The sequence below is a fragment of the Pseudomonas sp. GW821-FHT02B10 genome, from assembly GCF_059421865.1.
In genome coordinates this window covers 33545-60106 of record NZ_JBWKVU010000020.1, presented here as the reverse complement: position 1 = coordinate 60106, position 26562 = coordinate 33545, and the positions used below count along the sequence as shown (strand labels likewise).

The following is a 26562-nucleotide window of genomic DNA, read 5'->3' as shown; positions in this document are numbered from 1 at the left end:
GTGGACTCACGGGATTCATGAAGAGAGGTTTGTCTATGAACGTCAAATACCTGGGCCTGCCGTTGGCCGTCGCAGCCTTCCTGGCACTGGGCGGCTGTGCCTCGCCAACCGTGGTGACACTGCAGAACGGCACGCAATACCTGACCAAGGACATGCCTAACGCCAAGACCGCCGACGGGTTCTACGAATTCGAAGACATCGCCGGCAAGAAAATCCGCATCAAGGCGGCCGATGTCGCCACCGTCCGCCAAGAAGACTGACCGATCGAACCCGGTCGCCCTCAGGGCGACCAAGGTGCCGAGTTCTGCCCCGGCACGCTGTTATCGCAGGAAATGTAGTGCTGTTCCCCGCGCTTCTGCAGTTCGCCACGCACCCGCTGACACCGCTCGAACTCCCGGGCCGCCGCATTATCGATGCTGATATTGCCGGTGGCTTCAGGCTTTTTACCCTCCCCCAGGGTCACGCTCGCCCAAGGCCGCTCTGCGTCGATATGAAAGCGGCTGCCCGGTTCGGGCTGCACTTCTTTTTCGGTGGCCTGCGCGGCGGCCGGTATCTGGTCCGGGGTCACGCCGTAGCGCTTGAGGATCGACTGCTGAGGCAAGTCCTCGGCCATTGCGCTGCCCGCCATCAGGACCAGCGCCAGACCGATGCCATACCTCTGGTTATCACTCACCTTGTGTTTCTCCTACTGTTCACTGTTGCCATTGAATGAGCCTCGGCAGCGGCTGCCTGCCTTGATAACGCGCAAGCCCCCGCGGACTTTAAGGGCCCGGAGCGCGCACGCGGCATCCACCCGCCTGGCGACAGGCCGATGTTTTATCGAGCGCTGTGTCACAGGGGCAGGTATTGGAGTCACTTCCAGGCTGGCGGGTCACCCTTTGGGCAAATACCCTTGGTTTTGGCGAAAAAAGTGCGGTCGAGGGACACGCAAAGGCAAACCCGTGACCGCGCGAGGCAAAACTCGCCACCCCGCGCGGTCAGGCTTCAGGCGATGGTGATGCTCGCGCCGCTGAGGCTGTCCAGGCTCACACCGACCAGGGTCACCGAGTCGCCGCCAAAGGTCAGCAGGGTATCGTTGCCCACGGTGCTGGCGTGGGCGCGGAAGTCATCGTTGGCAACCACGCCTGCGACGCCAAGGAACACCAGTTTGTCGCTGCTCTGGTAACCCAGCACTCGGTCCTGGCCGAAGTTGCCGCTGAACAGCAAGGTATTGCTGCCCCCGCCCGCCTGCAGCAGGTCGTTGCCCGCGCCGCCGACCAGCACATCGTTGCCCTGGCCACCGATCAGGTGGTCATCGCCGTCCAGGCCGAACAGCCAGTCGCCGCCGGCGTGGGCGGTCAGGGTATTGGCCGCGGCGTCGCCCTTCACCGAAGCGGCGTACTGGGTCAGGTTGCTCCCCGCCAGCAGGCCCTTGTCGGTGACGCTGTGGGTCACATCGTCCTTGAACAGGCCCCAGAGGAACCCCGGCTCCTTGCTGGTGATCGCGCCGATATCGCGGGTGATGCTGATGCCGCCATTGGCATCGCGCACATACAGGGTGCCGGCGCCGTCGTTGGCGAAACTGAAGTTCTTCACCGACTGCTGCAGGTCCAGGGTGTTGTGGCCCTGCCCGCCCAGCAGGATGTTGTAGCCGCCGGCATCGCGAAAGGTATCGTTGCCGGCGCGGCCTTCGAGGTAGTCGTTGCCCTGGCCGCCCTGGATCAGGTCGTTGCTGTCGGTGCCGATGATAAAGGTGCTGCCCTTGTGGGTTTCGGCATTGCGGTTGAGGTCCTGGACCCAGGTGGTGGCCCGTGCCGGGTCCGACAGGTTGGCGACGATGATGGTCGAGTCCTTGCTCGTCAGGTCGTAGAACTTCGACTCGAGGATCCGTGTCATGCCGTCGCCGTAGCCTGTGGGCAGGTGCGACAGCCAGGTCGGGATATTCAGGATGGAGAACGGCAGCAGGTTCCAGGCCGCCGAGGCGTAATGGTCGTTGAAACTGACGATGTTGTTGGTCGCCGACTCCTGCGCCGTGTCATGCACGCCGAGGGACGCCAGGTTGAACGAAGAGCCGTCGAGGGCACGGAACACCGGGTCGTTTTCGTAGCCGATATTCAGCACCTTGTCCCCCGCGCTCTGGGTCGGCGAGGCGTAGGCGACGTAGCTGGCATCCTGGTAGAACCCCGACCAGTGATCGCCGCTCAGGTCCGCCAGGCTATTGACCGCCAGGCCGCCGAGGCTGTGGCCGCTGACCAGGATGTCCTTGCCCGTCAGGCCGTTGGCCTGGGCGAAGGCCGCGACATCGGCGAGCAGCTTGCCGAAGGCTTCGCCGGCGTAGTTTTTCGCGTAGTCCCTGGGCCCGAACGCCGCCAGCAGGTCGTTGATCACATCGCCGATGGAGTCGCCGATCACCGATTCACGGGGCCCGCTGGTGCCGCGAAAGGCAATGCCGATGGAAGTCAGGTGGCCCTGGTCGTCGTACTTGCCGAGGACTTCGGCCTGGGCCGTGGTGTAGCCGGCCTTTTCCCCGTAGTAGGTGCCCCTGAAGTCGGTCTTGCCGTCGTAGCCCAGCTGGGCAGCGCCGATCGGCGTCCAGCCGGCCTTTTGCACCGCTTCCAGCGCAGCTTTCTCCGAGTCGGGGTTCCAGGGCAGCCCGGGAATCACCCCTTGCGAGTCGCTGCTGCCGATCAGCCCCGTGACCAGGGTCGCCGGCAGGCCGAGGCCGAAACCGTACTGCTGATAGCCGGCGGAAAAACCGTTGTCGAGGTTGTGGTAGGAATACAGCGTGATCGCCAGCGCATCGGAAAACAGCGCCTTTGAATCTTCTGTGCCGAGGTTCTTGTAGTCATACACACCCATGGTATTGCCTCTCTTTGTTGTTGAACTTTATTCGAGATAGCTCACGCGGACGGGACGCCCTCCGCTGGCGCCCCATCCTTAGTGCAATGCTTTTTGCTACTTATCTATGCAAAGACGATCCCCCCTGCGGAAAGACTGTCCGGCGCGACCCCGACCAGCGTCACGGCGTAGTCGCCGACGCTGAGCAAGGTGTCCTGGCCGCTCTGTGACAGGTGCTGCGTGTAGTCGTAGCCCTGCCCCGCGCCCGCCACGCCCATGAACACCAGCTTGTCGCTGCCCTGGTAGCCATGGATCGCGTCGAAGCCGAAGGCGCCGCTGAACAGGAAGGTGTTGGCCCCGCCGCCGCTGGAGTACATGACGTCGTTGCCGGCGCCGCCGACAAAGGTCACGTCGCTCTTATCGCTGCGCAGCACATCGTCGCCGCCGTGACCGAACAGCCAGTCGCCGTCGACGCTGGCCACCAGCGCATTGCCGTAGGCGTCGCCATTGAGCGAATGGTTGTAGTGGGTCAACTGGTTGCCGGCCAGCAGGCCCTGGTCGGTCACGCTGTGGGTCACCTCCTTGCTGAACAGGCCCCAGGCAAAACCCGGCTCCTTGCTCACCAGCGCGCCGATATCGCGGGTCATGCTGATGCCGCCGTAGGCATCGCGCACGTACAAGGTGCCGTCACCATCGTTGACCACGCTGAACTTGCCCAGCGACTGCTGCAGGTCGAAGACGTTATGCCCCTTGCCACCCAGCAGGATGTTGTAGCCACCCGCGTCGCGGAAGGTGTCGTTGCCGTCGCGGCCCTCGATGAAGTCGTTGCCGCGTCCGCCCTTGAGCAGGTCGCTGCCGTCGGTGCCGAAGATAAAGGTGCTGCCCTTGTGCGGTTCGGCGTTGCGGTTGAGGTCCTCGACCCAGGTCTTGCCCCGATTGGCCTCGGACAAGGTGGAGACGATCAGGGTCGAGTCCTTGCTGGTCAGGTCGTAGAACGCCGAATCCACCACCCGGTTCAAGCCATCGGCGTAACCCGCGGAACCGTGGGCCTTCCACGACAGCGGGTTGAGGATGCTCTGCGGCAGCAGATTCTCCAGGGTCGACGCGTAGTGCTCGTTGAAGTTGACGATGTTGTTGGTCGCCGACGCCTGGACCTTGTCATGGCTGCCCAGGGACGAAGCGTTGAAGGTGGTGCCGTCGAGCACCCTGAACACCGGATCGTTTTCGTAGCCGATGTTCAGCACCTTGTCCCCCGGGCCCTGGGTCGGCGAGGCGAACGCCACATAGCGGGCGTCGGCGTAGAAACCGCCCCAGTGCTCGCCGCTCAGCTCGGCCAGGCTGTTGACCCCCAGGCCGCCCAGGCTGTGGCCGCTGACCAGTACATCCTGGCCGCTCAGGCCCTGGGCCTTGGCGAACTCGGCGACGCTGGCGAACAGCTTGTCGAAGGCATTCTTGCTGTAGTTCGCCGCATAACCCACCGGCCCGACCGCCGCCAGCAGGTTGTTCTTGATGTCGCCCAGGGTATCGCCCAAGCCCAGGCCGCCAGTGCCGCGAAAGGCGATGCCGATCGACAGCAACTTGCCGGCCTCGTCGTAACGCCCCAGCACCTCCACTTCGGCGCTGGTAAAGCCTGGCTGCTCGCCGAAGAAGGTGCCCTGGGGCCCGACCTTGCCCTGGTACCCCAGCCGCTCGGCACCAATCGCCGTCCAGCCCGACGCCAACGGCTGCCCGGTGGGCGTGTAGGCGTAGAGCGTCAACGCCAGGGCATCGCTGTACAGCGCCTTGCCCGCCTCGCCCTTGAAACTCCGGTAATCGAATACACCCATGTTGTGTCTCACTCTTATGGTCATTGGCCCGCAGGCCTCAGAACTGCCAGTCCAGGGTCAGGCCGACCCCGTGACTCTTGTCCCGAGAACCCAGCAGGCCGTTGTAGTCCAGGTTTACCCGGGTATCGCGCCCCAGCAACAGGCCGGCGCGAGCCCCGACCACAGCGGCGTTACGATCCAGCGCAACGCTCTGTATGTTGAACGAACCACCATTGGCAAAAGCCAGGTGCTGGTCCGAATGGGTGTCGCTCAGGTTGTGCTGCCAGCCGAGGGTGCCGGCCAGTTCCAACTGCCGGGCATCGGACAGGGCGAAGCGTTTGCTGGCCCGCAGGCCGAGGGTCGAGAGCACCGCGTCGCGGTTGTCATCGCCACCGCGCAGCGCGGTGGCCCCGCCTTTTTCGCGGAAGCTGTCGCTGCCCACATGCACGTAGGCCAGATTGACGAAGGGCTCCAGCGCCACACCCGGCAGCGCCACTTGCCACGCTGCTTCGGTGAACAGTTGGGCGGTCTGGGCGTCGCGCTTGACCTTTTGCCGGTCGGAGAACTCGCCGTATTGCAGGTCGCGCTTCACATCGATGCGATGCCAGCTATAGGAACCGCCGACGCTCAGGCGCACGGCATCCAGCTGATGACCCAGGTAGGCACCCAGGTGATAGCTGTCCACCGAGGCCGAGGAATGGGTGCCGTCGCCCATGCTCAGGGAACTGTCGCTGTAGCCGGTGAACAGGCCGAGACGAGTGTCTTCGGCGATCAAGCCATCGACCCCGGCGAGCAGGCCGCCGATCGAAGTGGTGTAGTTGGCATGGTCATAACCGCCGTCGGCCTTGCCCCAGGCCCCCAGCACCTTGAACCACACATTGTTGTCGCTGGCCGCGGGCGCCGACGAATCGAGCAGGCCGTCCTGACGCAGACGGTCGCCCACCGCATCGCGCAGCTGGCGGCTGTCGTTGATCAGCAGCGTGCCGATGGCCGGATAGATCTCCCCGGTCAGTTGCTGGAAGGCTTGTTGCGCGCTGGCGGCGTTCTCCGACAGCAGCAGGCTTTCGTACACCGGATTGCCCGCCCCCAGTCGCTCGGCGGCGGCCGCCACGGAACGCTGGTTCGGGGTCAGGCCGACGTCGCTGAAGGACGTGGCGTTACGCGCGACCTGCAACTGCACGCCGCTGGCCGAGTAGTCGAGGCTGCCACCAATGAACAGGTAGTTCGGCGCCACCGAACCGAAGCGCCCTTCGATGCCACCGGCCGCCTGCAGGATGTTGTATTGCCGGCCGAGCAGGCTTTGCGCCTCGCGGGCGCTGAGCAGGGTCGGGCTGTTCTCCAGGGCCAGGGTCACGTTGGCCCCTTCGACGGTGGCCTTGCCGCCAGCGACGATCTGGTCGCTGCTGGTGGGCGACAGCTCCACCGCGTAGGTCGAGCCCGGTTGCAGGGTCACGTCGCCCGCCACCTGCAAGGTGCCGATCGAGTTGCCCGGCGCCACGGTACCGCCACGGTTGGCGGTCAGCGCGGCGATGCGCCCGTTGCCGCCGAGAATGCCGCTGTCATTGACCGTCACCGCCGAGGCCAGCGAACCGTTGATGGCCAGGCGCCCCTGATTGACCAGGGTCGGGCCGCTGTAGCTGTTGTTGCCGGTCAGCACCAGGGTGCCGATGCCCTGCTTGGTCAGGCCGCCGTGTCCGGAAATGTCGTTGCGCCAGACATCCAGGCCGCAAGACAGGCCAGTGCACAGGCGCTCGGTGGGTTTGCCGGCATCCACCACGGCGCCGATGCCGGGCAGGTCGACCACGAACTGGCCGGAGCCGTAGGCGCCTTCGACCCGGAATTCCTGGGGAATGTCCGCTTCGGTGACGAACATGCCCGGGCCGTCGATGCCCTTTTGCAGGTTGATCATGCCCCAGCCGTACAGCGCGTCGATGCCCGGATCGCCCATGTCGGTGGCGGTGGTCCTCAGCACCGTGGCGATCTGCGAAGCGCTCATGTACGGAAAGCGCTCCATCAGCACCGCCGCCGCGCCCGCCACATGGGGCGCGGCCATCGAGGTGCCGCTCTTGTTGGCGTAGCCGATGGTCATGTCGTCCAGGTTGGTGCCGCCGATCACCGCGCTGTAGATCCGCGTACCCGGCGCCGAGACGCAGAAGCTCGCGGTGTAGCCGCAGCGCGAGGAGAAGGTGCTGAGGGTGTAGGGATTGGGGCTGGCGGTGTCAGGGTTCTTCTGCAAGGCCGCCACCGTCATCCAGTTCGGCGCGATTTCCGGCACGAAATAGGCCAGGCCGGCGATAGCGTCCGGATTGTTCAGGTTGTAGTCGTTGCCGGCGGCGAAGATGGTCAGCACGCCACCGCGAGCCGCGTCGATCGCCCCGCTGTAGGCGCCACCCTGGCGGGTGCCCAGCAGCGGCTGGATCTGGTCGAACTGCAACTGCGCGTCCTGCACGGTGAAATGCGGGAAGGCCGGGTCGCGACCGCCCTGGTCGAAGCGGTCGGTGATGCCGATGCCCCAGCTGTTGTTGATGATCCGCGCGCCGCTGTTCACCAGGGCATCCCAGCCGGCCCGGTAGACCGCGCCGTCGTTGCCGAGAATGATCCCGTCCTCGGGGCCCGGGTCGCCGTTTTCGGCGCTGATGATCTGCGCGTCGAAGGCCACGCCATGCATCGGCCCGCCGTCGCGGCTGCCGGCGGCGATCCCGCCGACATGGGTGCCGTGGGAGCCGAGCTTGCCGTCGGAGCCCACCGAAGGCGTGCCGTCATAACGGAAGGCATCGCCGGCTTTGACCGGAATGTAAGGGTCGGTGTATTCGCGGATGCCGCTGGTGACCAGGGTGATCACCTTGTTGCTGCCGCTGAATTCCGGGTGCTGGGCATACACCGGCTGGTCGAAGATCCCCAGCTTGACGCCCTTGCCGGTATAACCGGCGGCATACGCCTGCTCGGCATGGATCGCCCCCAGGCCCCATTCGGCGTTGAACTCGGCACTGCGCCAACTGCCGGGATCGCCCGGCTGGCCGCTTTCGACATAAGGCGCGGCCTGGGCGTTACCCGCCACGGCCAGGCCACAGATCAAAGCGCCGCAGGAGGCGCGCACCAGGCTGTTGGCCGCCGGAGCAGCCCCCGTAAATCTGTATTTCATCGGTACCTTCCTTAGTTGCCTTGCTTAGAAATAGTTGCCTTGCTGGAAATAGTTGCCTTGCTAGAGGAAACGCCGCACCAGACCCGGCGCGGGTGGTTTTACCGAACAGCCGGCCCGCCAACGGCGAGCCGTGCTGTACCGATAGCGGCTGCCGTGTCGACGCGACCTTGCGTCGACACGGCGCTGTCAAAAGCCGGGTCAGAACTGCCAGTTCAGGCTCAACCCCGCCCCGTGGTTCTTCTCACGGCTGGCCAGCTGGCCGTTGTAATCCAGGCTCAGGCGCAGGTCCCGGCTCAGCGCCAGGCTGGCATGGGCGCCGACCAGCGCGGCATTGCGCGGCAGCGAGGTGCTTTCGACGCTGAACGGCGTGCCGCCGGACGCAAAGGCCAGGTGTTCCTCGGCCCGGGTATTGCTCAGGTTGTGCTGCCAGCCCAGGGAGCCGGAAAGGTCCAGGCGGGTTGGCCCGGACAGCTCGAGGCTTTTCAGGGCGCGCAGGCCGAGGGTACTGAGTGCGGCTTCACGACTGTCGCTGCCGCCTTTCAACGCCGCGGCGTCGCCCTTCTCGCTGAAGCTGTCGCGGTGCAGGTGCACGTAGGCCAGGTTGGCGAACGGTTCCAGGGCCAGCGCCGGCAGGTCGAGGCGATAAGCCGCCTCGCCGAAGACCTGGCTGGTGCGGACATCGACCTTGGCTTTCTGCTTGCCGCTGACGTCGCCGAACTGCAGGTCGCGCTTGACGTCGGCGCGATGCCAGCTGTGGGCCGCGCCCGCGCTCAGGCGCCAGGCGCCCAGCTCGTGGCCGAGGTAGGTGCCCAGGTGATAGCTGTCCACCGAGGCCTTGGAATGGGTGCCGCCGCCCATGCTCAGGGAGCTGTCGCTGTAGCCGGCGAAGGCGCCCAGGCGCGTGCTGTCGCTGAGCGCGCCATCGGCCCCCAGCAGCAACCCGCCGATGGACGTGTTGTAGCCCTCGGTGTCGTGGCTGCCGTCGTTCTTGCCCCAGGCCCCCAGCACCTTGAGCCAGAGGTTACCCTCGCTCTGCACCACCGCGCCCGGGACCTGCAGACGCTCGCCGACCGCATCGCGCAGCTGCCGGCTGTCGTTGAGCAGCATCGAACCCAGCGCCGGGTAGATTTCCCCGGACAGCTGCTGGAACGCCTGTTGCGCCACACCGGCGCTCGGCGAGCGCAGCAGGCTTTCATACACCGGGTTACCGGCCCCCAGTTGCTCGGCGGCGGCCGCCACCGAGCGCTGGTTCGGGGTCAGGCCGACACTGGCGAACGAGGTGGCGTTACGCCCGATGCTCAGCTGCACGCCGCTGGCCGAATAATCGAGGCTGCCGCCGAGGAACAGATAGTTCGGTTCCACCGAGCCGAAGCGGCCGTCGATGCCGTTCGCCGCCTGGAGGATCTGGTACTGGCTGCCGATCAGGCTTTGCGTCTGCTCCAGGCTGAGCAGCTGCGGGCTGTTTTCCAGGGCCAGGGTGACCCCGGCGCCGTTGAGGGTGGCCTTGCCGCCAGCGACGATGCGGTCGCTGCTGGTGGACGACAGCTCCACGGCATAAGTCGAGCCCGGCTGGAAGGTCACGTCCCCCGCCACCTGCAAGGTGCCGATGGAGTTGCCCGGCGCCACGGTGGCGCCGCTGTTGGCCAGCAGCGCGCCGATCCGTCCGGAACCGCCGAGGGTGCCGCCGTCATTGACCGTGACACTGGAGGCCAGCGAGCCATTGACTGTCAGCAAGCCGCCGTTGACCGTGGTCGCGCCGCGATAGCTGTTGTTGCCGCTGAGCACCAGCCAGCCGGCGCCGGACTTGATCAGGCTGCCCTCGTACACCCGCTGCGCGGCGGCCGCGTCGCGGGCCATGCCGACGGCGTAGTCGGTCTTGTCCTGCTGGCTGGCGCCGGCGCCGAGGCCGTTTTCCCAGCCCTTGTCCTTCAGGGTCTGTTGCCAGGCCGCGTGTTCGGCGGCGTCCTCGCCCTGGCGCTGCAACAGCGCCTTGTCCGAGATGTCGTTGCTCCAGACATCGCCCTGCCCGGCACCCAGGTTGGCGTCGAACGATCCCAGCAACTGCCCGGGACCGTGCATGGCCCGCTCCAGGTTGGGCACGCCCCAGCCGACCAGGCTGGTGGGCGCCTCGGTGATCGAGCCGTCCAGCTGGGTGGCGGTGGTCAGCAGCACCTCCAGGGCCTGCTGGTTATTCATGTAGGGATAACGCTCCATCACCAGGGCCAGCGCGCCCGTGGCATGGGGTGCGGCCATCGAGGTGCCGGACTTGGTGGCGTAACCGCCGCCGGGCACGGTGCTGGAGATCAGCCGCCCGGGCGCGGCCACGCACCAGTACTTGGCGATGCCGCACTGGTTGTAGCGCTGCTGGTTATTGGCATCCAGGCCAGACACCGCCAGCCAGTGGCCTTCCAGCTCCGGCTGGAAGTACGGCAGCGCCGCGCGCACGCTGGCGTTGGCGTAACCGCTGTTACCGGCGCTGAACACGTTGATCACGCCCTGGCGCGATATATCGGCCGCCGCGTCCAGCCAGGTGACCTGGCCATAGTGCTGGGCATAGGCGGCGTGCAAGTCGCCCAGGGTCTGGTAGCTGACACCCGGCGGCTGGCTGCCCCAGCTGTTGTTGATGGCGCGCACCCCGGCATCCGCCAGGGCGCCGTATACCGCCTTGAAGTACTGCGGGTCCGGGGTCGGGCCGAACAGGAAGCTGTCGTTCTTGTTGGTGTTGCCCACGTAGACCTGGGCATTGAAGGCCACGCCGTGCATGCCAACGCCGTCGCGGGCCGCGCCCATGGTGCCGGTGACATGAGTGCCATGGCTGTCGTTGTTGCCGTTGAGCACCCCGGAGACGCTGAACGACGTGCCATCGACATAGGTGCCGGTGGCGGTGACCCCGTGGAAGCGCTCGGGCGAGGCTTCGCCATGGCTGGCGTCGAAGCCCGAGTCGAGGGCACCGATCTTCACCCCGCTGCCGGTGATGCCGGCGGCATAGGCGGAGCTGGCGCGCATGCGCTCCAGGCCCCAGTCCTGGGTGTATTCGGCCGATTGCCAGCTGGCCGGCACCCCCAACTGGCCGGTTTCCTGGTACTGCGCCTGGGCCATGCCCGGCAGTGCTACCGCCGACAGCGTGGAGCAAGCGAGCAACGAGCGGCGACTCAGCGCCTTGAGCTGATAAAAGCGTCTATCCATGTGATGACTTCTCGTTTTTTGTTTTTGTCGAAAATGTCAGGTCGGGCCGCCCGCGGCCGCCTTTTTGTCAGTTCATGATCCGGGCCTGAAGGCTTCGTCGACCCGGGCCAGGTTGTCTTCACGCAGGGTGCCTGCGTAGTAGTGCAACTTGGTCCAGGCCATCAAATAGTCGTAGCGGGCCTGCGCCAGGTCGCGGCGCGTGGTGTACAGCTGCTGTTCGGCGTTCAGCGCGTCGAGGTTGACCCGTTCGCCGCCGAGGATGCTCTGCTTGGTCGAGACCACCAGGGCCTCGGCCGAGGTCAGCGCCTTCTGATAGGCCCGCAGCTTGCTGACCCCGGACAAGCAAGCGCTGAACTGGCGCCGCAGTTCGATCAGGGTGGTGCGGGTCTGCGAATCCAGTTCGTACTCGGCCTGTTCCATGGTCCGGCTGGCCTGGCGGGTGGCCGCCGAGACACCGCCACCGGCGTACAGCGGCATGCTGATTTCGATGCCGATGGTGTTGGTGTCGTAGCGCTGGTTGTAGGTGTTGCCGCTTTCCGACTCGACCCGGCGCGAGGTGGCATAGGCGCTGAGCCGCGGCAGATGGCCGGCGCGATTGCGCTCGATCTCGTAACGCGCCACTTCCACGGCCTGGCGCTGGGAGGCCAGGTTCGGGTTGTTACTGATCGCCAGTTCATGCCAGGCGTCGTAGTTGGCCGGCGACAGGGTGAAGGACTCGAAACGCTCGCGCAGCGGGTCGAGGTCGCGGATGTCCACGGTCGGCACGCCGATCAACGCGCCCAGCTCGCGCAGCGCCGCGTCCTGCTCGTCGCGGGCCTCGATCTCCTCGGCGGTCGCCAGCTCATAGCGCGATTCCGCTTCGAGGATGTCGGTGCGGGTGCCCTCGCCCTGGCGAAACATGTGCTCGTTCTGCTGGAACTGCTGCTCGAAGGCCTTCTTCTTGGCCTGGGCGATCTCGATCTGGTCCTGGGCGAACAGCGCCTGGGTGTAGTAGGTCAGCACCCGCACCAGCAGTTCCTGGCTCTTGCCGCGAAAGTTCTCGTCGGCGAACAGCGCCTGGGCCACGCCCTTGCGGTAGGAGGCATAGGCCTCGTAGTCGATCAGCGGCTGTTGCAGGGTGAAGGTGGAGCCGTAGCTGTCGTAGTTGCGGTCATCGTGGCTGGTGCCGCCGCGGCCGTCGGGCACAGTGGCCTGGGAGTTGTTGCGGCCCTTGTTGTAGCTGTAGTTGAGTTTCGGCAACAGCCCGGCGCGGCCGATGATGCGGTTCTCCAGGCCGGCATCGCGCTCCTTGATCGCGCCGAGGAACACCGGGTCGTTGCGCAGGGCCTGTTCGTAGACCTGGAACGGCCCCATGGCCTGGGCGTGGGTGCATACCAGTAAAGCGACTGTGGCTCCGAAGATGGAAAGCTGACTCATGCGACGGAACATCCTTATTCCTCGGTCAATGCGGAACCCGCCCGGTCGAGCAGGGGTTTGAACAGGTAGTTGAGCAGCGAGCGCTCGCCGGTACGGACGAACATCTCCGCCGGCATGCCCGGCTTGATCACCAGGCCGTTGAGCTTTTCCATGGCCTGGTCGCTGACGCTGCTGCGCAGCACGTAGTACGGCACGCCGGTCTTTTCATCGACCATCTGGTCGGCGGAGATCAGGCTGACCTCGCCGGACACCCGCGGCGTGCGGCTCTGATTAAAGGCGGTGAACAGGATGTCCACCGGCAGGTGGCTGCCGACCTTGTCGATCAGGTTCACCGGCAGGTGCCCTTCCACTTCCAGGCGAGTACCCTGGGGCACGATCTCCAGCAGGTTTTCCCCGGGGCGCACCACGGCGCCTTCGGTGTGCACCCCAAGGTTGACCGCGATGCCGTCGGCCGGCGCGAGGATTTCGCTGTGCTGCAGGTCGAAACCGGCCGAGGTCAGCTGCTGTTCCAGGGTCAGGCTTTTCAGCTGGGCTTCGGCCAACTGGCTGCGCACTTCCTTCTGGTATTCCTCGCCGTGCTGCTGCAACTTGAGCCGCGACTCGAGAATGCCCTGCTCCACCCGCCCGCTTTCGCCGGTGTTCTGCGCCAGTTCCTGCTGCACCTGGGACAGCTGGCGCTGGTACTCCATCAGGCGGTTGCGCGGGATGTAGCCGTTATCCGCCAGGGGCTGCAGGTTGGCCAGCTGCTGGCGCAGGGACTCGGCCTGGTTGTTGAGGTCGGTACGCGCGCGGCGCATCCCGGCCAGTTGCGCGGTGGCGCCTTCGATATTGGCGCGGATCCCGGCCTGCTCGCGGGCGAAGGCTTCGCGGCGGCTGCTGAACAGTTGCCGCTGGCCTTCCAGCACCAGGGCCAGGCGTGGATCGGGATCGGCGCTCAGGGCCTCGGGAAAATTCACCTGCTTGAGGTTGTCGCGCTCGCTCTGCCAGCGCGCCAGGCTGGCCCAGGCCATGCGGTACTGCGCCTGCAGCGACTGCACGTCGGCTTCGACCTGGGTCTGGTCCAGGCGGAACAGCGGCTGGCCCTGCTTCACCGCCTCGCCTTCGCGCACCAGGATCCGGCTGACCACCCCGCCGCTCATGGATTGCACGGCCTTGCGCTTGCCCGAGACCACCACCGTGCCTTGCACCGGGATACCCTGGTCCAGCGGCGCCAGGGCCGCCCAGAGAAAAAAGCTGCCGGCACCGGCCAGCGCCAGGACCCAGCCCATGCGCGCAAAAAACCGCGCATCGCGCTCGGGACGCTCCGGCGCGTAACCTTGTTCGATCATCATTTCGCTGTCTTTGCTCATGCGCCTGGGTTCCGTGTCGGGGCCTGATACTGGCGGCTCATGCTCAAGCCGCCCGGGGCCGTCGGGGCCGAGGTTTTTTCCCGCTGCTGCTGTTCCTGGTTTTGGGCCTGGTTTTGGTGTTGTGCCTGGGCACCACTGGACAGCGCCTTGAGCACTTCCTGGCTCGGGCCGAAGGCCTGCAGGCGCCCTTCGTTGAGCACCAGCAGCTTGTCGGCCTGGGCCAGCGCCGAGGAGCGATGGGTGACCAGGATCACGCTGGTGCCCTGGGCCTTCATCTGCGCGATGGCCGACGCCAGGGCGCTTTCGCCCACGGTGTCGAGGTTGGAGTTCGGCTCGTCGAGCACCACCAGGCGCGGCTGGCCATACAGCGCTCGGGCCAGGGCCACGCGCTGCTTCTGGCCGCCGGACAGGCCGCTGCCGTCATCGCCCAGCAGGGTGTCGTAACCCTGGGGCAGGCGCAGGATCAGTTCGTGCACGCCGGCCTGTTGCGCGGCCTGCACCACCTGCTGCGGGTCGGCTTCCTGAAAGCGCGCGATGTTCTCGGCGATGCTCCCGGAAAACAGCTCGATGTCCTGGGGCAGATAACCGATGTGAGGCCCCAGTTCGTTGCGGTTCCAGCGATGGATATCGGCGCCGTCCAGGCGCACCGTGCCGGCCAGGGTCGGCCATACGCCCACCAGCACCCGGGCCAGGGTGGATTTGCCGGAGCCGGAAGCGCCGAGCACCCCCAGCACCTCCCCCGCCCCGAGGTTGAAACTGACCTGCTGCAAGGTCGCCATGCGCTTGCCCGGCGGGCCGGCGCTGACCTGCTCGAAGCTCACCTGGCCCTTGGGCGCCGGCAGCGACATCGCCGTGTCGCTCGGCGGGAAGGCCTGCAGCAGCGAGTCCAGGCGCTGGTAGGCCAGCTTGGCGGAACTCCACTGCTTCCAGACGGCGATCAACTGGTCGATCGGGCTCAGCACCCGGCCCATCAGGATCGAGCCGGCGATCATCATCCCGGCGGTCATGTCGCCCTTGATCACCAGCAAGGCCCCCAGGCCCAGCACCAGCGATTGCAGGCACAGGCGCAGGGTCTTGCTCAGCGAGCCGATGACCGCGCCGGTGTCGCTGGCCTGGTTCTGCAGGCCGAGAAAACGCGAATGCACCTCGAACCAGCGCTTGCGCAGCGCGCCGAGCATGCCCATGGCCTGGATGGTCTCGGCGTTGTGCAGGTGGCTGGTGGCCAGTTGCGTGGATTTCTGCGAATAGCCGCTGGCCTCGCCCAGAGGCTTCTTGGTCATCGCCTCATTGAGGTACGCCAGGGCGATCAGCAAGACCGCGCCCGCGGTGGCGAACACCCCCAGCCAGGTATTGAACAGGAAGATCACGAACAGGTAGATGGGGAACCAGGGCGCGTCGAAGAAGGCGAACAACGCAGGACCGGTGACGAACTGACGGATATGGGTCAGGTCGCCCAGGGACTGCCCGGCGTGGCCTTCGCCGCGAAACAGGTTGCGCTCGAACGCCGCCTGGTAGACCCGCAGGTTGAAACGCCGCTCCAGCTGGCTGCCGATGCGAATGACGATGAAGCTGCGCACCACCTCCAGCAGGCCGATGAATGCGAAGAACCCGACCACCATCAGCGACAGCATCGCCAGGGTGGTTTCGTTCTGCGAGGAAAGGACCCGGTCGTAGACCTGGAGCATGTAGATCGAGGGGACCAGCATCAGCACGTTGATCAGGGCGGTGAAACACCCGACGCTGATCAGAATGCCTTTGTAATCGCCCAGTGCCTTGAACAGCGGTGCAGTGGTCTTCGCCATCTTCATTGGTCTTTCCTGAGCTGTAATATCCCGTGCCAGGGGCGCAGGACAAATAAACCGCCCGTACTTGAGTCGGGACATTATTGGATTTATTGCGGCGGACAGGCGAAAGAACTCTACCGTCAGACGAAACGGAGTTCTAGTTATTTAGTTGTCTTTAATCGAACGAAGGACATCGCGTATATGGCACTGCCTTATACGCTTATCCATACAGATACATTTAAAGATGCATACAGCCGCGATAACTCAGGGTGCGCGCTGCAATATAATCGTGATGTCTGATTTCAAAGTGCCTTGATATAAGCCTTCTTTCTGGCGACTTAGAAAGATGATCTTCGAACCCTCTTTGCCCGTCACGGCAATACCGTCCGGCTCGGGAAACCAGCCAATGGCCGCATCGCCCAGCCAGGCGGAAAAACACTCGGCGCCGGCGCCCAGGGTGCCGTTCAGCTCGAGGTCCAGGGCACAGTGGTTGGCAGGTTGCGCCGGCTGCGACAGTTGCCAGTGCCCGGCCAGTTCCGCGGGGTCCGCCAATCTCAGGCTGCTTGCCATGCTTGTCTCTCCATAAAACATCATCAGCGTCGCGATCAGGTACGCGCCGGCCTTAGCGATCAAGGCAGTTCGAATCATAGGGGGTTGCTCCGGGCCACAGCCTCAGGCAGTTCGCCTGTCAATGCAAGGTCAGAGGGCGACGCCTGAGCGCCACCCTCCTTCTTTTACCTTACCGCAATGACTCAGGCGACGATGTCGGTGTAGGCCGCCTGGCCGACGGTGCTGACCAGGAAGTCCGCCACGCCGTGCCCGGAGAAGTCCACCGACAAGGTGCTGTTGCCAGCCGAGGTGCTGAGGATCGCGTCGCCGGCGTTACCGGTGAATGCGTTCACGAAGTGCAGCCCGGCGCCCTTGGTGATACCGGTCAGATCGATCTTGTCCAGGCCGCTGACAAAATCCAGGATCTGGTCGGCCGCACCCGGAGCGGAGTCCGAGCTCGCACCGAAGACGAAGGTGTCGGCACCCGCGCCACCCCAGAGTTTGTCCGCACCGCCGGCACCGTAGAGGATGTCGTTGCCGGCACCGCCCTTGAGCTCGTTGGCCACCTTGTTGCCGATCAGCAGGTCGCTGCCCGAACCACCGATGGCGTTCTCGATGATCGCGCCCTTGGCGATGGACACGTTACCCACCATGCCGCCAACGTCGGAGAACGAGGCATCATTGAGGTTGATCTTCTGGTTTTGGGTAAAACCGGAGAAGTCCAGGGTGTCCTTGCCGCCCGCGTCCCATACCGAGAACACCAGCTTGTCGGCCGACGAACTGGCGCTGAGGAAGTCGCGCCCGGTATTGGAGTTGAAGCCGTAGGTGGTGTCGCCGGTACGGGTGGTGGTGTTGGCCCCGTAGAGCTTCTGGATCGCCGCGATATCGTCCATCAGTGGGCCGGACGAATAGGCTTCGACGCCAGCCTTGCTGAAGTTCTGGTCGGTGTTGCTTTCGCTCCAGTAGCTCATGATGCTGTAGCCGCGCGTATCCTCTCCATAGGTCGCGTCGTTGTAGGTCGGGTTGCCGTTCCCGGCGTTGTAGTCGCCAGGGTGGGCCAGGCCCAGGGTGTGGCCGATCTCGTGGGTCAGCGTCTGCCGGCCGTAGTTGTTCAGATCGGGGGCCTTGTTCTGGGTGTAGCTGCTGTTGATCAGGTACCAGGACGTACCGTCGTAGCCAGCACCGGTGCCCGGCAGGTAGGCGAAGGCCGCCGCGCCGTCCTGGCCGCCGCTGTAGTTGCCGAAGGTCATGTGACCGTCACCACCGGAAGCCTTTTCGGTGAAGGTGACATTGGCCACGTCGGCCCAGGATTGCATGGCCAGCGCGGCCTGGGCTTTCTGCTGGGCGTTGAACTGGCTGAACCCGGAGATGCCATGCTTGTACATGGTGCTCGAGGACGCCGAGGTCAGGAAGGTATAGGTCAGTTCGATCTTGCCGTTGCCGTTGAGATCCTGGTACGCGGCACCGTCGCGCAGCAGCTGGGTGGCTGCCTGATCGACCGAGTAGGAGGGTTTGCCATTGACCGTCAGATTGCCACCCCGGTCATACTGATGGCTGAAGCTATTGATCTGGTTGTAAGCCGAACTTGCCGCGGCCAAGGGCACGAGTTCTTGTTCGGCGGTCACAATAGCTTTCGCTTTAACTTTCGACATAAACACACTTCCTTGTAATCAATGGAACAGTTTTTGTCCGATAGCGACAATCCCTGGCGAGATCGTCCTATCACTCGCCCTATCCGGGCGTAAGCAACCTGACACAATTTGAAATCAGGCGTCCACTACTTTTTGACGCCTGATTTTCGCTGTTCCAGCAAACTCCCGAAAACAATGACTGGTGAGTCGAAATATTCTTTAAGCTTCAATACCCGTTGATAATTGTCGGACAATCTCGAATTTAAATATTAAATAACAGTACAGATAGTTTTGCCGACTACGTCGCAGTTTTTTAGTTCATGCAAGTTTGTTCCACCCAGTTAGTTTCATCGCTTGTAGCAGGGTTTCCCCGGTCAGCGCCGGAACGCTCGCGCCACTGTCCGCGGTCATCGGCTCGCCCGCCAGCAAGGCGTTGACGATGGCCTCCTCCACCGCTTCGGCGGCGGCGCTGAACAGGGCCGAGATGTAATCGTTGTTGAGCATCGCCAGGGGGGTACTAAAGGGCACGCCCTGGCGCCCATAGGCGGAAGGCGGCAGGTCGCGGTTGCCGGTGGCGAAGGCCAGGAAGATATCGCCGCTGGAGTCCTCGGTGCCGCCGCCGGTGCGGGCGATGCCGATGGACGCGCGCTGCGCCAGGCGTTGGCACTGGTGCGGCAACAAAGGCGCGTCGGTGGCCAGGATCACCACGATCGAGCCCATGCCCGGCGTACCGCGCCGGGCGAAAGGCGACGGGATGCCGCTCAGTTGTCGCCCCACCGGGTAGCCGTCGACCCGCAACTCCTCGCGCTTGCCGTGGTTGGCCTGTACCAGCGCGCCGACCGTATAGCCGCCCTGCTCCCCCGGCACCCGGCGCGAAGCCGTGCCGATCCCGCCCTTGAACTCATGGCAGATCATGCCGGTGCCGCCGCCCACCGCGCCCTCGCGCACCGGTCCGGACTCGGCATTGGCCAGCGCCTCGCGCACCTGCTGCGGGCCGACATGCTGGCCCCAGATATCGTTCAGCAGGCCGTCATAGGTCTCCATCACCACCGGCATGCACCAGTATTCCGCGGGGTCCGCCAGGCTTGCGTGCTCCTCGGCGATCAGCGCATCGCGCACCACGCCGACGCTGTGGGTGTTGGTGATGGCCAGCGGCGTGGTCAGCAGGCCCGCTTCGCGGATCCACTCCAGGCCGGTGGCATCGCCGTTGCCGTTGAGCACATGGCAGCCGGCGAAACAGGGTTGCAGCCGGGCAAAGCCCTCGCGGGGCTGGATCAGGGTCACCCCGGTACGTACCTGCTTGCCGTCGACCGTGGTCCTGAGGGTGCTGTGGCCCACCCGTACCCCCGGAACGTCGGTGATGGCATTGAAGGGGCCGGGAGTACCCAGGCCCAGGCTGATCCCCAATTGACGTGCGCGCATGACTTCTCCTTAGAGTTTCTGGAACGCCGGGCTGAACCGGCCGTTGGTGCCATACAGGATCACCGACAGCGCCAGCAGGCCGACGATCACCATGATGTCCCTGAGCGAAGCGTCCAGGAACAGATTGAACAACAGATACCCGGCGCCGATCACCGCCAGCAGCGCCGGCAATGGCCACAGCGGCATGCGGTACGGGTGGGCGCGGTCGCGCAGCAGCACCCGGCTCATCAGCGCGCTGAGGGCGACGATCAGGTACACCAGCATGATCAGCAGCACGCTGAACGAGGTCAGGTCGGCCAGGTTCGAGCTGAAACTGAGCACCGCCGAGGGAATGGCCAGGAACAGCGTGGCCAGCCACGGCGAGTCCCAGCGCGGATGAATCCGCGTGAACAGGCGGTTGATGCCCGGCGTCCACAAGGCATCCCGGCCGCTGGAGAACACCACCCGGCCGATCTGGATCACGATGGCGACGATGGCGTTGAACACCGAGAGGAAGATCCCGGCGCTGACCACCCGCGACAGGGTTTCGTTGCCGTGGCTGGTGAGCAGGTAGCCGATGGGGTCGGGACTTTCGAGCATGGCGCTGAGGGACGGCGCGCCGATCAATAGCGCGGTCAACGGCACCAGTTCGATGATCACCACCAGCACCAGCGACCAGAGCACCGCCTTGTGCACGCCCTGCCCCTTGCATTTCATGTCTTCGGCCAGCAGCACCGCCGGGCCGTAACCGTTGTAGGAAAACAGGCCGATGCCTACCGCGCCGATCACCAGGGCCCAGGGCGCCATGTGCAATACGCCGTTTTCGACGATCTGCGGTTGCAGCAGGATGCTCGCCGGCTGCGAGGCATTGCCAAAGCCCAGGAACACGATCACCAGCAACGCGGCAATTTCCAGCAACAGGCAGGTGCCGGTGATCCAGGCATTCAGCTTGATGTTGAGGATGCCCAGCGCATAGCTGCAGATAACGATCACCAGGGCCACGGTCTGCGAATCGAAGCGCGTGCCCAGGGCATTGTTCAGGTAAGTCGCCGCGCCGGTGGCCAGCACCGGCGGGATGAACAGCAACATCACCAGCACCGTGAGAAAGGTCGCGTACCCGGCCATGCCGCCGAACACCCGCTTGGCGTACACATACTCGCCGCCGGCGCTGTTGTGGGCGCGGCCCAGCTCGGCGTAGCAGAAGGCGAACATCAACGCCAGCAGCCCCGCCATGACAAAGGCCAGAAACACCCCGCTGCCGGCCTGGTGAATGGCGAACGGTGCGATGACGAAGACCGAACTGGCCGGGGTCACGCCCGACACGGTAATGGCCACCACATCGAACACGCTCAGCGTGGGTTTCAGGGCGCCTTGCGGCGCGCAGGGAGAGCTCATGTCGTTATCCTCGTGGTTATTTTTGGTTTGAGGCAGAAACGAAGAACGTCGGGTGGATGCGCTCTGGGGCGCACTTGATGGAGGCCACTTTAGGCAGCCGGGGGTACAGGGCCAATTCCCCTATTGGAGTACTCCCCCTTGACGTCGCCGGGCAAATCACCGAAACCTTGCTGCCACCTGGCGAGAAAGCAACCCGCCAGACCACAGCGGCATCGACGCGGAGCCACCTATTTGATCACTCTGTTCAGGGAAATCGGCATGCATGCCGGACTCGGGCGCACCCTCTCGCAGATCGGCGGCGAGCGCTTCTGGAAACAACTGGTGCTGTTGCTGCACCAGGCCTTGCCGTTCGATAACGCCCTGGCGATCTTCTACCCGCGCAACGGCCTGCCCATCGCCCTCGAGGAATACGACGCCGAGCCCTCGGACAAGCCGGCGTCGATGCTCACCTACCTCAATGGCCTGTACCTGCTGGACCCGTTTTTCCAGGCCTGCCGCGAGGGTTATCCCAACGGCCTGTACCGCCTGGAGGAAGTGGCGCCGGACCATTTCCGCCAGACCGAGTATTTCTCCAGCTACTTCCACGACAACGTGCTGGAGGACGAACTGCAGTTCATCCTGCAGATCCCGGAGGCCGGCACCCTGTCCCTGTCGCTGGGCATGCAGCGACCGTTCAGCGCCGAGGAGATCGGCCAGCTCACCACCTTCTCGGCCTGGGTCCTGCCGTTGATGCAGCAGCATTGGCAGCAAAGCCACCAACGCCCGCAGCCACCTGCCGGGGAGGAAATGGCCAGCCAGATCCGCGACGCCCTGAGCCATTTCGGCTGCGGCGTGCTGTCGGATCGGGAAGTGGAAATCGCCCGGCTGATCCTGCGTGGGTTCTCCTCCAAGGCCATGGCCGAGCGGCTGAAGATCTCGCCGGACACCATCAAGGTGCACCGGCGCCATCTCTACGCCAAGCTGGACATCTCCTCACAACCGGAGCTGTTCTCGCTGTTCATCCAGTCCCTGGGGCACGACCTGGAAAACCCCTGAGGGCTGCTCAGGCGTTCAGCGAACGGGCGCGGTAATCCCGCGGCGACTGCTCGAAATGCTTCTTGAAGGTACGGCTGAAGTGCGCCGAGTCGGTGAACCCCCACTTGAAGGCAATGTCGGTGATCGACGCGTGGCGCAGGCGCGGGTTGCTCAGGTCCGCCGCGCTGCGGTCGAGGCGCGCGCGCTGGATGAAACGGCAGACGCTGTCGCCCTGCTCTTCGAACAGCCGGTACAGCTGGCGCACCGAGATATTCATCTGGCTGGCCAGTGACACCGGGGTCAGGTTGGGCTCGGTGAGGGATTGGTTGATCAACTGCCGGGCCTGGCTGCGCAGGCAACCGCCGTGCTGGCTGTCGTAGCCGTCGAGATGGGCGCTGGGCGTCTGGCGCAGGGTCGGGCCGAGCAAGGCGATCAGCGCTTCCTGCAACGCCTGGCCTTCCTGCGGGTCGGCGCAACCTGGCAACGGCTCGCCGCAGATCTGTTCCACCAGCAGGCGCATCAAGCGACCACTGGCGCACTGCTGCGAGAGCTTGCCGAACTTGCGCTGCTGCGCCGGCAGATGGCGATACACCTCGTCGCGGGACAGGTGCAGCGAGGCATGTTCGATCAGCCCGTGGGGGACGATTTCGCAGGCCCCGGCGGAGTCCAGCAAGGCCATTTCCCCCGGTGCCAGTTCGATGCGCTCGCCGCCCTGGCTGATCTGGGCATGGCCGCTGCGCTGCATGATCAGGAAACAGTGCCGGTCGTCTTCATGATCGACGCTGGTGCCTTTGCGCGAGATCAGTCCGGCATTGGTGCGGATCTGCGCCACCTCGAGGCCGGCGTAGTCGCGCAAGCCGACTTCGCCGATGAACAACGCCGAGTTCAACGCCTGGCGGGCGTCGAAGCGACCGCAAACCCCCTGTAATGCGCCAATCCAGGAACCGAAACTTTGCGAAGCAAGCACTGTGCACCTCCAGAAGCCGGCTGAGACCGCCTTTGTTGTTATGGCGATATCATTAACATGTTATCTATTTGCCGGGCAAGGAAGCGCGGCGCAATGGATAGTCCGTTATAGCCTAAGCACGGGTTGTGCCAGCACGGGTGGGAATAGTTCAGTGATCGCGCAGCAGTGAATCCAGGCGCTTGAACGTTGCCAGCAAGGCGCCGCGTTGCTCGGCGCTCAGGCGGATATAACGGCGGAAGCCGGGCAGCCGGTTGACCACCTCGCTGGCGCCGAAATGCTCCAGGCGCACCCGCCAGCCCTGCCCGTCGCGCTGCAATTGCAGGCGCTTGAAGTCCAGCGGCAGCAACGCCGCCAGCAGCTGCGGGTCGCTGTGCAACTGCTGCAACAGCCCAGCCCACTCATCCTGCGCGCCCTGCTTCAGGCCGGCGGCGACGCCCTGGCGGCGGATCGCGCCGGTATGGCGAATGTCGATCCGCGCCTGCGGCCCCGGCGAACCGGGAACCCGCAGGCGAAACTCGCAGACCACCAGGTGCATCAGGAACTGCGCCTGTGGCAGCTCCTCGACCTCGAAGTCCAAACCCTCCTCGGCCCAGGTGAACCTCACCAGCCCGGGCGTCTGCGGCGCACAGTCGAGCCCCGGCAGGTCGCGCCGCAACTGGTTCAGGGTCACCCCCGGGCGATAGCCCGAGGGTGGCCGCCGCCAGAACTCAGAGAGGTTTTGCCGCCAGCTTGTACTGCTCATCGGGCTTGGCTCCAGGCAGGGTCTGCGCTTGGGTTTCAGTGGGGGATTGCAGGTTGAAGGCGTTTTCCAGCACCTCCTCCACCGGCACCGGGCGGAACGGGTTGACCTTCTGCACGAAGACCGTCCAGACCAGCGCATAGATCGCCGTCAGGCCGAGCATGCTGCCAAAGGGCACGTAGATGTCCCGCGGATTCATGCCCGGCGGCGTGATGAACCACATGCCCAGGAGGATGCCGATGGACGAGACGATCTGCGGCAACGGGAACCAGGGCGACTTGTAGGCCCGCGGCAGGTCCGGGCGCCGGATGCGCAGCACCACCACCGCCAGGGTCACCAGCAGGTAGGCGGTGCTCCAGGCACAGACCGCGGCCAGCACCAGGTGCATGATGTTGTCGGTGCTGCCGCCCAACCACCAGGCGTGCAGGCATGGGATCAATACCGCCACGGCGATGCACAGCAGCGGCGTCTTGAAGCGTGGGTGCAGGTAGGTGAAGGCCTTGGGCAGCGCGCCGTCCAGCGCCATGCCGTAGAGAATCCGCGGCAATCCGGCCATCAGTGTGTTGATGGTCGCCGCTCCGGCGAACAGCAGGCCGACGCCCAGCCAGATCCGCCCGTAGGGCCCCATCACCTGCTCGGCGAACTGCGGGATGGCCATGGGCGTGTCCAGCAGGTGCACGCTGCCGTCTTCGTTCAGCGCGATGTTCGCCACCTGGCGCTTCATCGCCGCGCCATAGATGAACATGCAGGTGGCCACCCCCACCAGGCCCAGGGCCATGGCCCGGGGAATGGTTTTCGCCGCCTTGCGCACCTCCGGCGTCAGCGGGGTGACGAACTCGCACCCGACGAACATGAACATGGCCATGCCCACCAGCGAGAGGATGGTGGTCAGGTCGGTGCCGACCATCGACTCGCCAAACCAGCCGCTCAGCTCCACCGCCGGCGCCTTGAACACCCCGACCACGCCGAAGATGATCAGGGTGGTCCACATGCCGAAAGTCAGGATCACCTCGGCGCGGCTGAACGCGGTGATGCCCACGGCGTTCAGCAGGCCGAAGAAGATCACCAGCCCGACACCCACCAGCCAGGCGCTGCCGCTCTGTTCCAGCAGGGTGTTGAGGGATTCGAAGTTCACCAGGGCCATGACGCCGCTGAGGATGGTTTCCGCCGTGCCGGCGAACACATGCACGATCAGGTAGGCGGAGATGGTCCCGGTGATCGCGAAGAAGCGCCCCAGGCCGCAGGCCAGGTAGTCATACACCGAGCCGGTGGTGGGGATCATGCAGGCCGCTTCGGCGAAGGTCGTCGATTGCGCGAGCATCATCAGCATGGCGATCAGCATGGCCGCGGCGAACGCCCCGCCGCCGATGCCGAAGCCGGTGGTGGCGGTGAGGATCACCGGGCTGGCCATGATCAGGCCGACGGCGCTGGCCAGGGCCGTGGGAAAGCCGACCACGCCCTGGTTCAGGTGGCGGGTGAGTCTGTCGTTGAAAGACATGGTGCTGGACCTCGAAAGCATGGGTGATGTTGTTGTTCTAGGCATTTCAAGGGCACGCCGGGCGGGCGTGTTTTACCTGGCTGTCTGCGCAGCCTGGCCGGTTGCATCCGACTGTAGCCGCTGCCGCAGGCTGCGATAAGGCCGAAGGCCTTCGGCGATCTTGAGATCTTGCGCACCCTGCGGGCGCGATCGCAGCCTGCGGCAGCGGCTACATGTCAGAATGCGATGCACACCGACTTGTTCTCGGTATACGCCTCTATCGCCGCGTGACCCATCTCGCGGCCGATACCCGATTGCTTGTAGCCGCCAAACGGCATCGACGGGTCGAGCATATTGTGGGTGTTGACCCAGACCGTGCCGGCCTTGATCCGCGGGATCAGGTCCATGACCTTCGCCAGGTCATTGGACCAGATGCTCGCCCCCAGCCCGTACTGATTGTCGTTGGCCAGCGCCACCACCTCGTCGATCTCGTCGAAAGGCGTGGCCACCACCACCGGGCCGAAGATTTCCTCGCGCACCACCTGCATGCCCGCGTGCACGTCGGCCAATACCGTCGGGCGCACGTAGAAGCCCTGCTCGCCATAGGCGACCCCGCCGCACAGCACCCGGGCGCCGTCGGCCACGCCCTGGCCGATCATGTCCAGCACGCGCTTCTGCTGCTTGGCGGAAATCAGCGGGTTGATCTGCGCCTGTTCGTCAAGCCCGGGGCCGATGCTCAGGGAGCCGGCGATGGCCGACAAACGCTCCAGCACCTGGTCGAAGATCGCCCGCTGGATATACAGCCGCGAACCGGCGGTACAGACCTGGCCCTGGTTGAAGAAGATCGCCCCGGCGGCACCGGCGGCCGCGGCCTGCGGGTCGCAGTCATCGAGCACGATCACCGGCGACTTGCCGCCCAGCTCCAGGGAAAACCGGGTCATGTTGTCCACCGCCGCATGGCCGATGACCTTGCCGATCTGGGTCGAGCCGGTGAAGGCCAGCTTGTCGATGCCTTTGTGCGCGGCCAGCGCCGCGCCGGCCTGGGCACCGCTGCCGGTGACCACGTTGACCACCCCCGGGGCGATCCCGGCGTCCAGGCACAGCTGGCCCAGGCGCAAGGCGGTCAGCGGGGTTTCGTCGGCCGGCTTGAGCACCACGGTGCAGCCGCAGGCCAGGGCCGGGACGATTTTCCAGATGGCCATCAGCAGCGGGAAATTCCACGGCACGATGGCGCCGACCACGCCCACCGGCTCCGGCACCGTGTAGGCACGGTAGCGGGCGCCTGGAACGGCGGCGATGGACAGGTCCAGGCTCTTGCCTTCGATCTTGGTCGCCCAGCCCGCCATGTAGCGGGTGAACTCGGCGGCGGCGCCGACTTCCAGGGCCCGGGCCAGGTGGATCGACTGGCCGTTGTTGAGGGTTTCCAGCTGCGCCAGCTCTTCGCCATGGGCTTCCAGCAGATCCGCCAGTTTCAGCAGCAGGCGCTCACGATCCGCCGGGCGCTGCGCCGCCCAGGGGCCCTCGAAGGCTCGCCGCGCGGCGGCCACGGCCAGGTCGATATCGGCGTCGGCACCGGCGGCGACGCGGGTCAGTTCTTCGCCGGTGGCCGGGTTGAACACCGGCATCTGCGCGCCGGACAAGGCCGGCTGGCTGCGCCCGTCGATCAACAGACCGTGCTGGCTGTCAATAAAGGCGGCGACACGTGGGTCGATGGCAATACTCATGGGCAATCCTCGCTAGTTGGCCTCATGGATCGAACTCTGAGACCAATGCCGGCCAGCGTCTTGATCCTGGCTGCCGCAAAACTTGCCACTGGCTGCCAGGGAACACCGCAACGCGGCCGGCGCGTTTTTTTGTAGCCGCTGGCGAAGCCTGCGCTCGGCTGCGAAG

The 26562-nt window shown here is 65.1% G+C and carries 18 protein-coding genes; 2 read left to right on the top strand and 16 right to left on the bottom strand.

The window, feature by feature from the left end; genetic code table 11:
• The first annotated feature begins 35 nt into the window (after positions 1–35).
• Positions 36–260, top strand: a complete 225-nt coding sequence (locus AC07VU_RS29380) for a YgdI/YgdR family lipoprotein (RefSeq protein WP_007922767.1) — start codon at positions 36–38, stop codon at positions 258–260.
• A 20-nt stretch (positions 261–280) separates the two neighbouring features.
• On the opposite strand, the gene AC07VU_RS29375 is transcribed toward AC07VU_RS29380, so the two are convergent.
• The 12 genes from AC07VU_RS29375 to AC07VU_RS29320 form a co-directional block, all read right to left on the bottom strand.
• The gene (locus AC07VU_RS29375; RefSeq protein ID WP_457276494.1) at positions 281–673 is read right to left on the bottom strand and encodes a hypothetical protein; all 393 of its coding nucleotides are present in this window, start codon (positions 671–673) and stop codon (positions 281–283) included.
• 311 nt (positions 674–984) lie between these two features.
• A complete protein-coding gene (locus AC07VU_RS29370; RefSeq protein ID WP_101338118.1) occupies positions 985–2838 on the bottom strand; it encodes a polyurethane esterase in 1854 nt (617 codons plus the stop codon).
• Between the two features lie 104 nt (positions 2839–2942).
• Entirely contained in the window at positions 2943–4643 is a 1701-nt protein-coding gene (locus tag AC07VU_RS29365) for a polyurethane esterase (RefSeq protein ID WP_274303276.1), read from the bottom strand.
• A gap of 37 nt (positions 4644–4680) precedes the next feature.
• Positions 4681–7764 carry an autotransporter serine protease gene (locus AC07VU_RS29360; RefSeq protein ID WP_274303278.1) on the bottom strand — a complete coding sequence of 1028 codons (3084 nt, stop codon included), beginning with the start codon at positions 7762–7764 and terminating at the stop codon, positions 4681–4683.
• Positions 7765–7962: 198 nt separating this feature from the next.
• Positions 7963–10950, bottom strand: a complete 2988-nt coding sequence (gene eprS, locus AC07VU_RS29355) for an autotransporter serine peptidase EprS (protein ID WP_457276495.1) — start codon at positions 10948–10950, stop codon at positions 7963–7965.
• Between the two features lie 72 nt (positions 10951–11022).
• Positions 11023–12378, bottom strand: coding sequence for a TolC family outer membrane protein (locus AC07VU_RS29350; RefSeq protein ID WP_457276496.1), 1356 nt, complete (start codon positions 12376–12378; stop codon positions 11023–11025).
• Positions 12379–12380: 2 nt separating this feature from the next.
• Positions 12381–13697: an HlyD family type I secretion periplasmic adaptor subunit gene (locus tag AC07VU_RS29345; RefSeq protein ID WP_371858260.1), complete on the bottom strand. Its 1317-nt coding sequence runs from the start codon at positions 13695–13697 to the stop codon at positions 12381–12383.
• 14 nt (positions 13698–13711) lie between these two features.
• Complete coding sequence (locus AC07VU_RS29340) at positions 13712–15523, bottom strand: type I secretion system permease/ATPase (RefSeq protein WP_457276497.1); 1812 nt, start codon at positions 15521–15523, stop codon at positions 13712–13714.
• A gap of 240 nt (positions 15524–15763) precedes the next feature.
• Complete coding sequence (locus tag AC07VU_RS29335) at positions 15764–16147, bottom strand: AprI/Inh family metalloprotease inhibitor (protein ID WP_495030945.1); 384 nt, start codon at positions 16145–16147, stop codon at positions 15764–15766.
• A 104-nt stretch (positions 16148–16251) separates the two neighbouring features.
• Positions 16252–17700 carry a serralysin family metalloprotease gene (locus AC07VU_RS29330; RefSeq protein WP_053261373.1) on the bottom strand — a complete coding sequence of 483 codons (1449 nt, stop codon included), beginning with the start codon at positions 17698–17700 and terminating at the stop codon, positions 16252–16254.
• Positions 17701–17997: 297 nt separating this feature from the next.
• The gene (locus tag AC07VU_RS29325) at positions 17998–19101 is read right to left on the bottom strand and encodes a DmpA family aminopeptidase (RefSeq protein WP_007922786.1); all 1104 of its coding nucleotides are present in this window, start codon (positions 19099–19101) and stop codon (positions 17998–18000) included.
• A 9-nt stretch (positions 19102–19110) separates the two neighbouring features.
• Complete coding sequence (locus tag AC07VU_RS29320) at positions 19111–20475, bottom strand: APC family permease (protein WP_009044076.1); 1365 nt, start codon at positions 20473–20475, stop codon at positions 19111–19113.
• Positions 20476–20706: 231 nt separating this feature from the next.
• Between AC07VU_RS29320 and AC07VU_RS29315 the strand changes: the two genes are divergently transcribed.
• Complete coding sequence (locus AC07VU_RS29315; RefSeq protein WP_009044077.1) at positions 20707–21510, top strand: helix-turn-helix transcriptional regulator; 804 nt, start codon at positions 20707–20709, stop codon at positions 21508–21510.
• 7 nt (positions 21511–21517) lie between these two features.
• Here the strand turns inward: AC07VU_RS29315 and feaR are convergent, their stop codons facing one another.
• The 4 genes from feaR to AC07VU_RS29295 form a co-directional block, all read right to left on the bottom strand.
• Positions 21518–22456, bottom strand: a complete 939-nt coding sequence (feaR, locus tag AC07VU_RS29310; protein ID WP_495030944.1) for a transcriptional regulator FeaR — start codon at positions 22454–22456, stop codon at positions 21518–21520.
• A gap of 148 nt (positions 22457–22604) precedes the next feature.
• The gene (locus tag AC07VU_RS29305; protein WP_495030943.1) at positions 22605–23198 is read right to left on the bottom strand and encodes a DUF3156 family protein; all 594 of its coding nucleotides are present in this window, start codon (positions 23196–23198) and stop codon (positions 22605–22607) included.
• Entirely contained in the window at positions 23164–24693 is a 1530-nt protein-coding gene (locus tag AC07VU_RS29300) for an APC family permease (RefSeq protein ID WP_053261378.1), read from the bottom strand. The genes AC07VU_RS29305 and AC07VU_RS29300 overlap by 35 nt, the downstream gene beginning before the upstream one ends.
• A 215-nt stretch (positions 24694–24908) precedes the next feature.
• Complete coding sequence (locus tag AC07VU_RS29295; RefSeq protein ID WP_007923743.1) at positions 24909–26396, bottom strand: aldehyde dehydrogenase family protein; 1488 nt, start codon at positions 26394–26396, stop codon at positions 24909–24911.
• Positions 26397–26562: the final 166 nt, after the last annotated feature.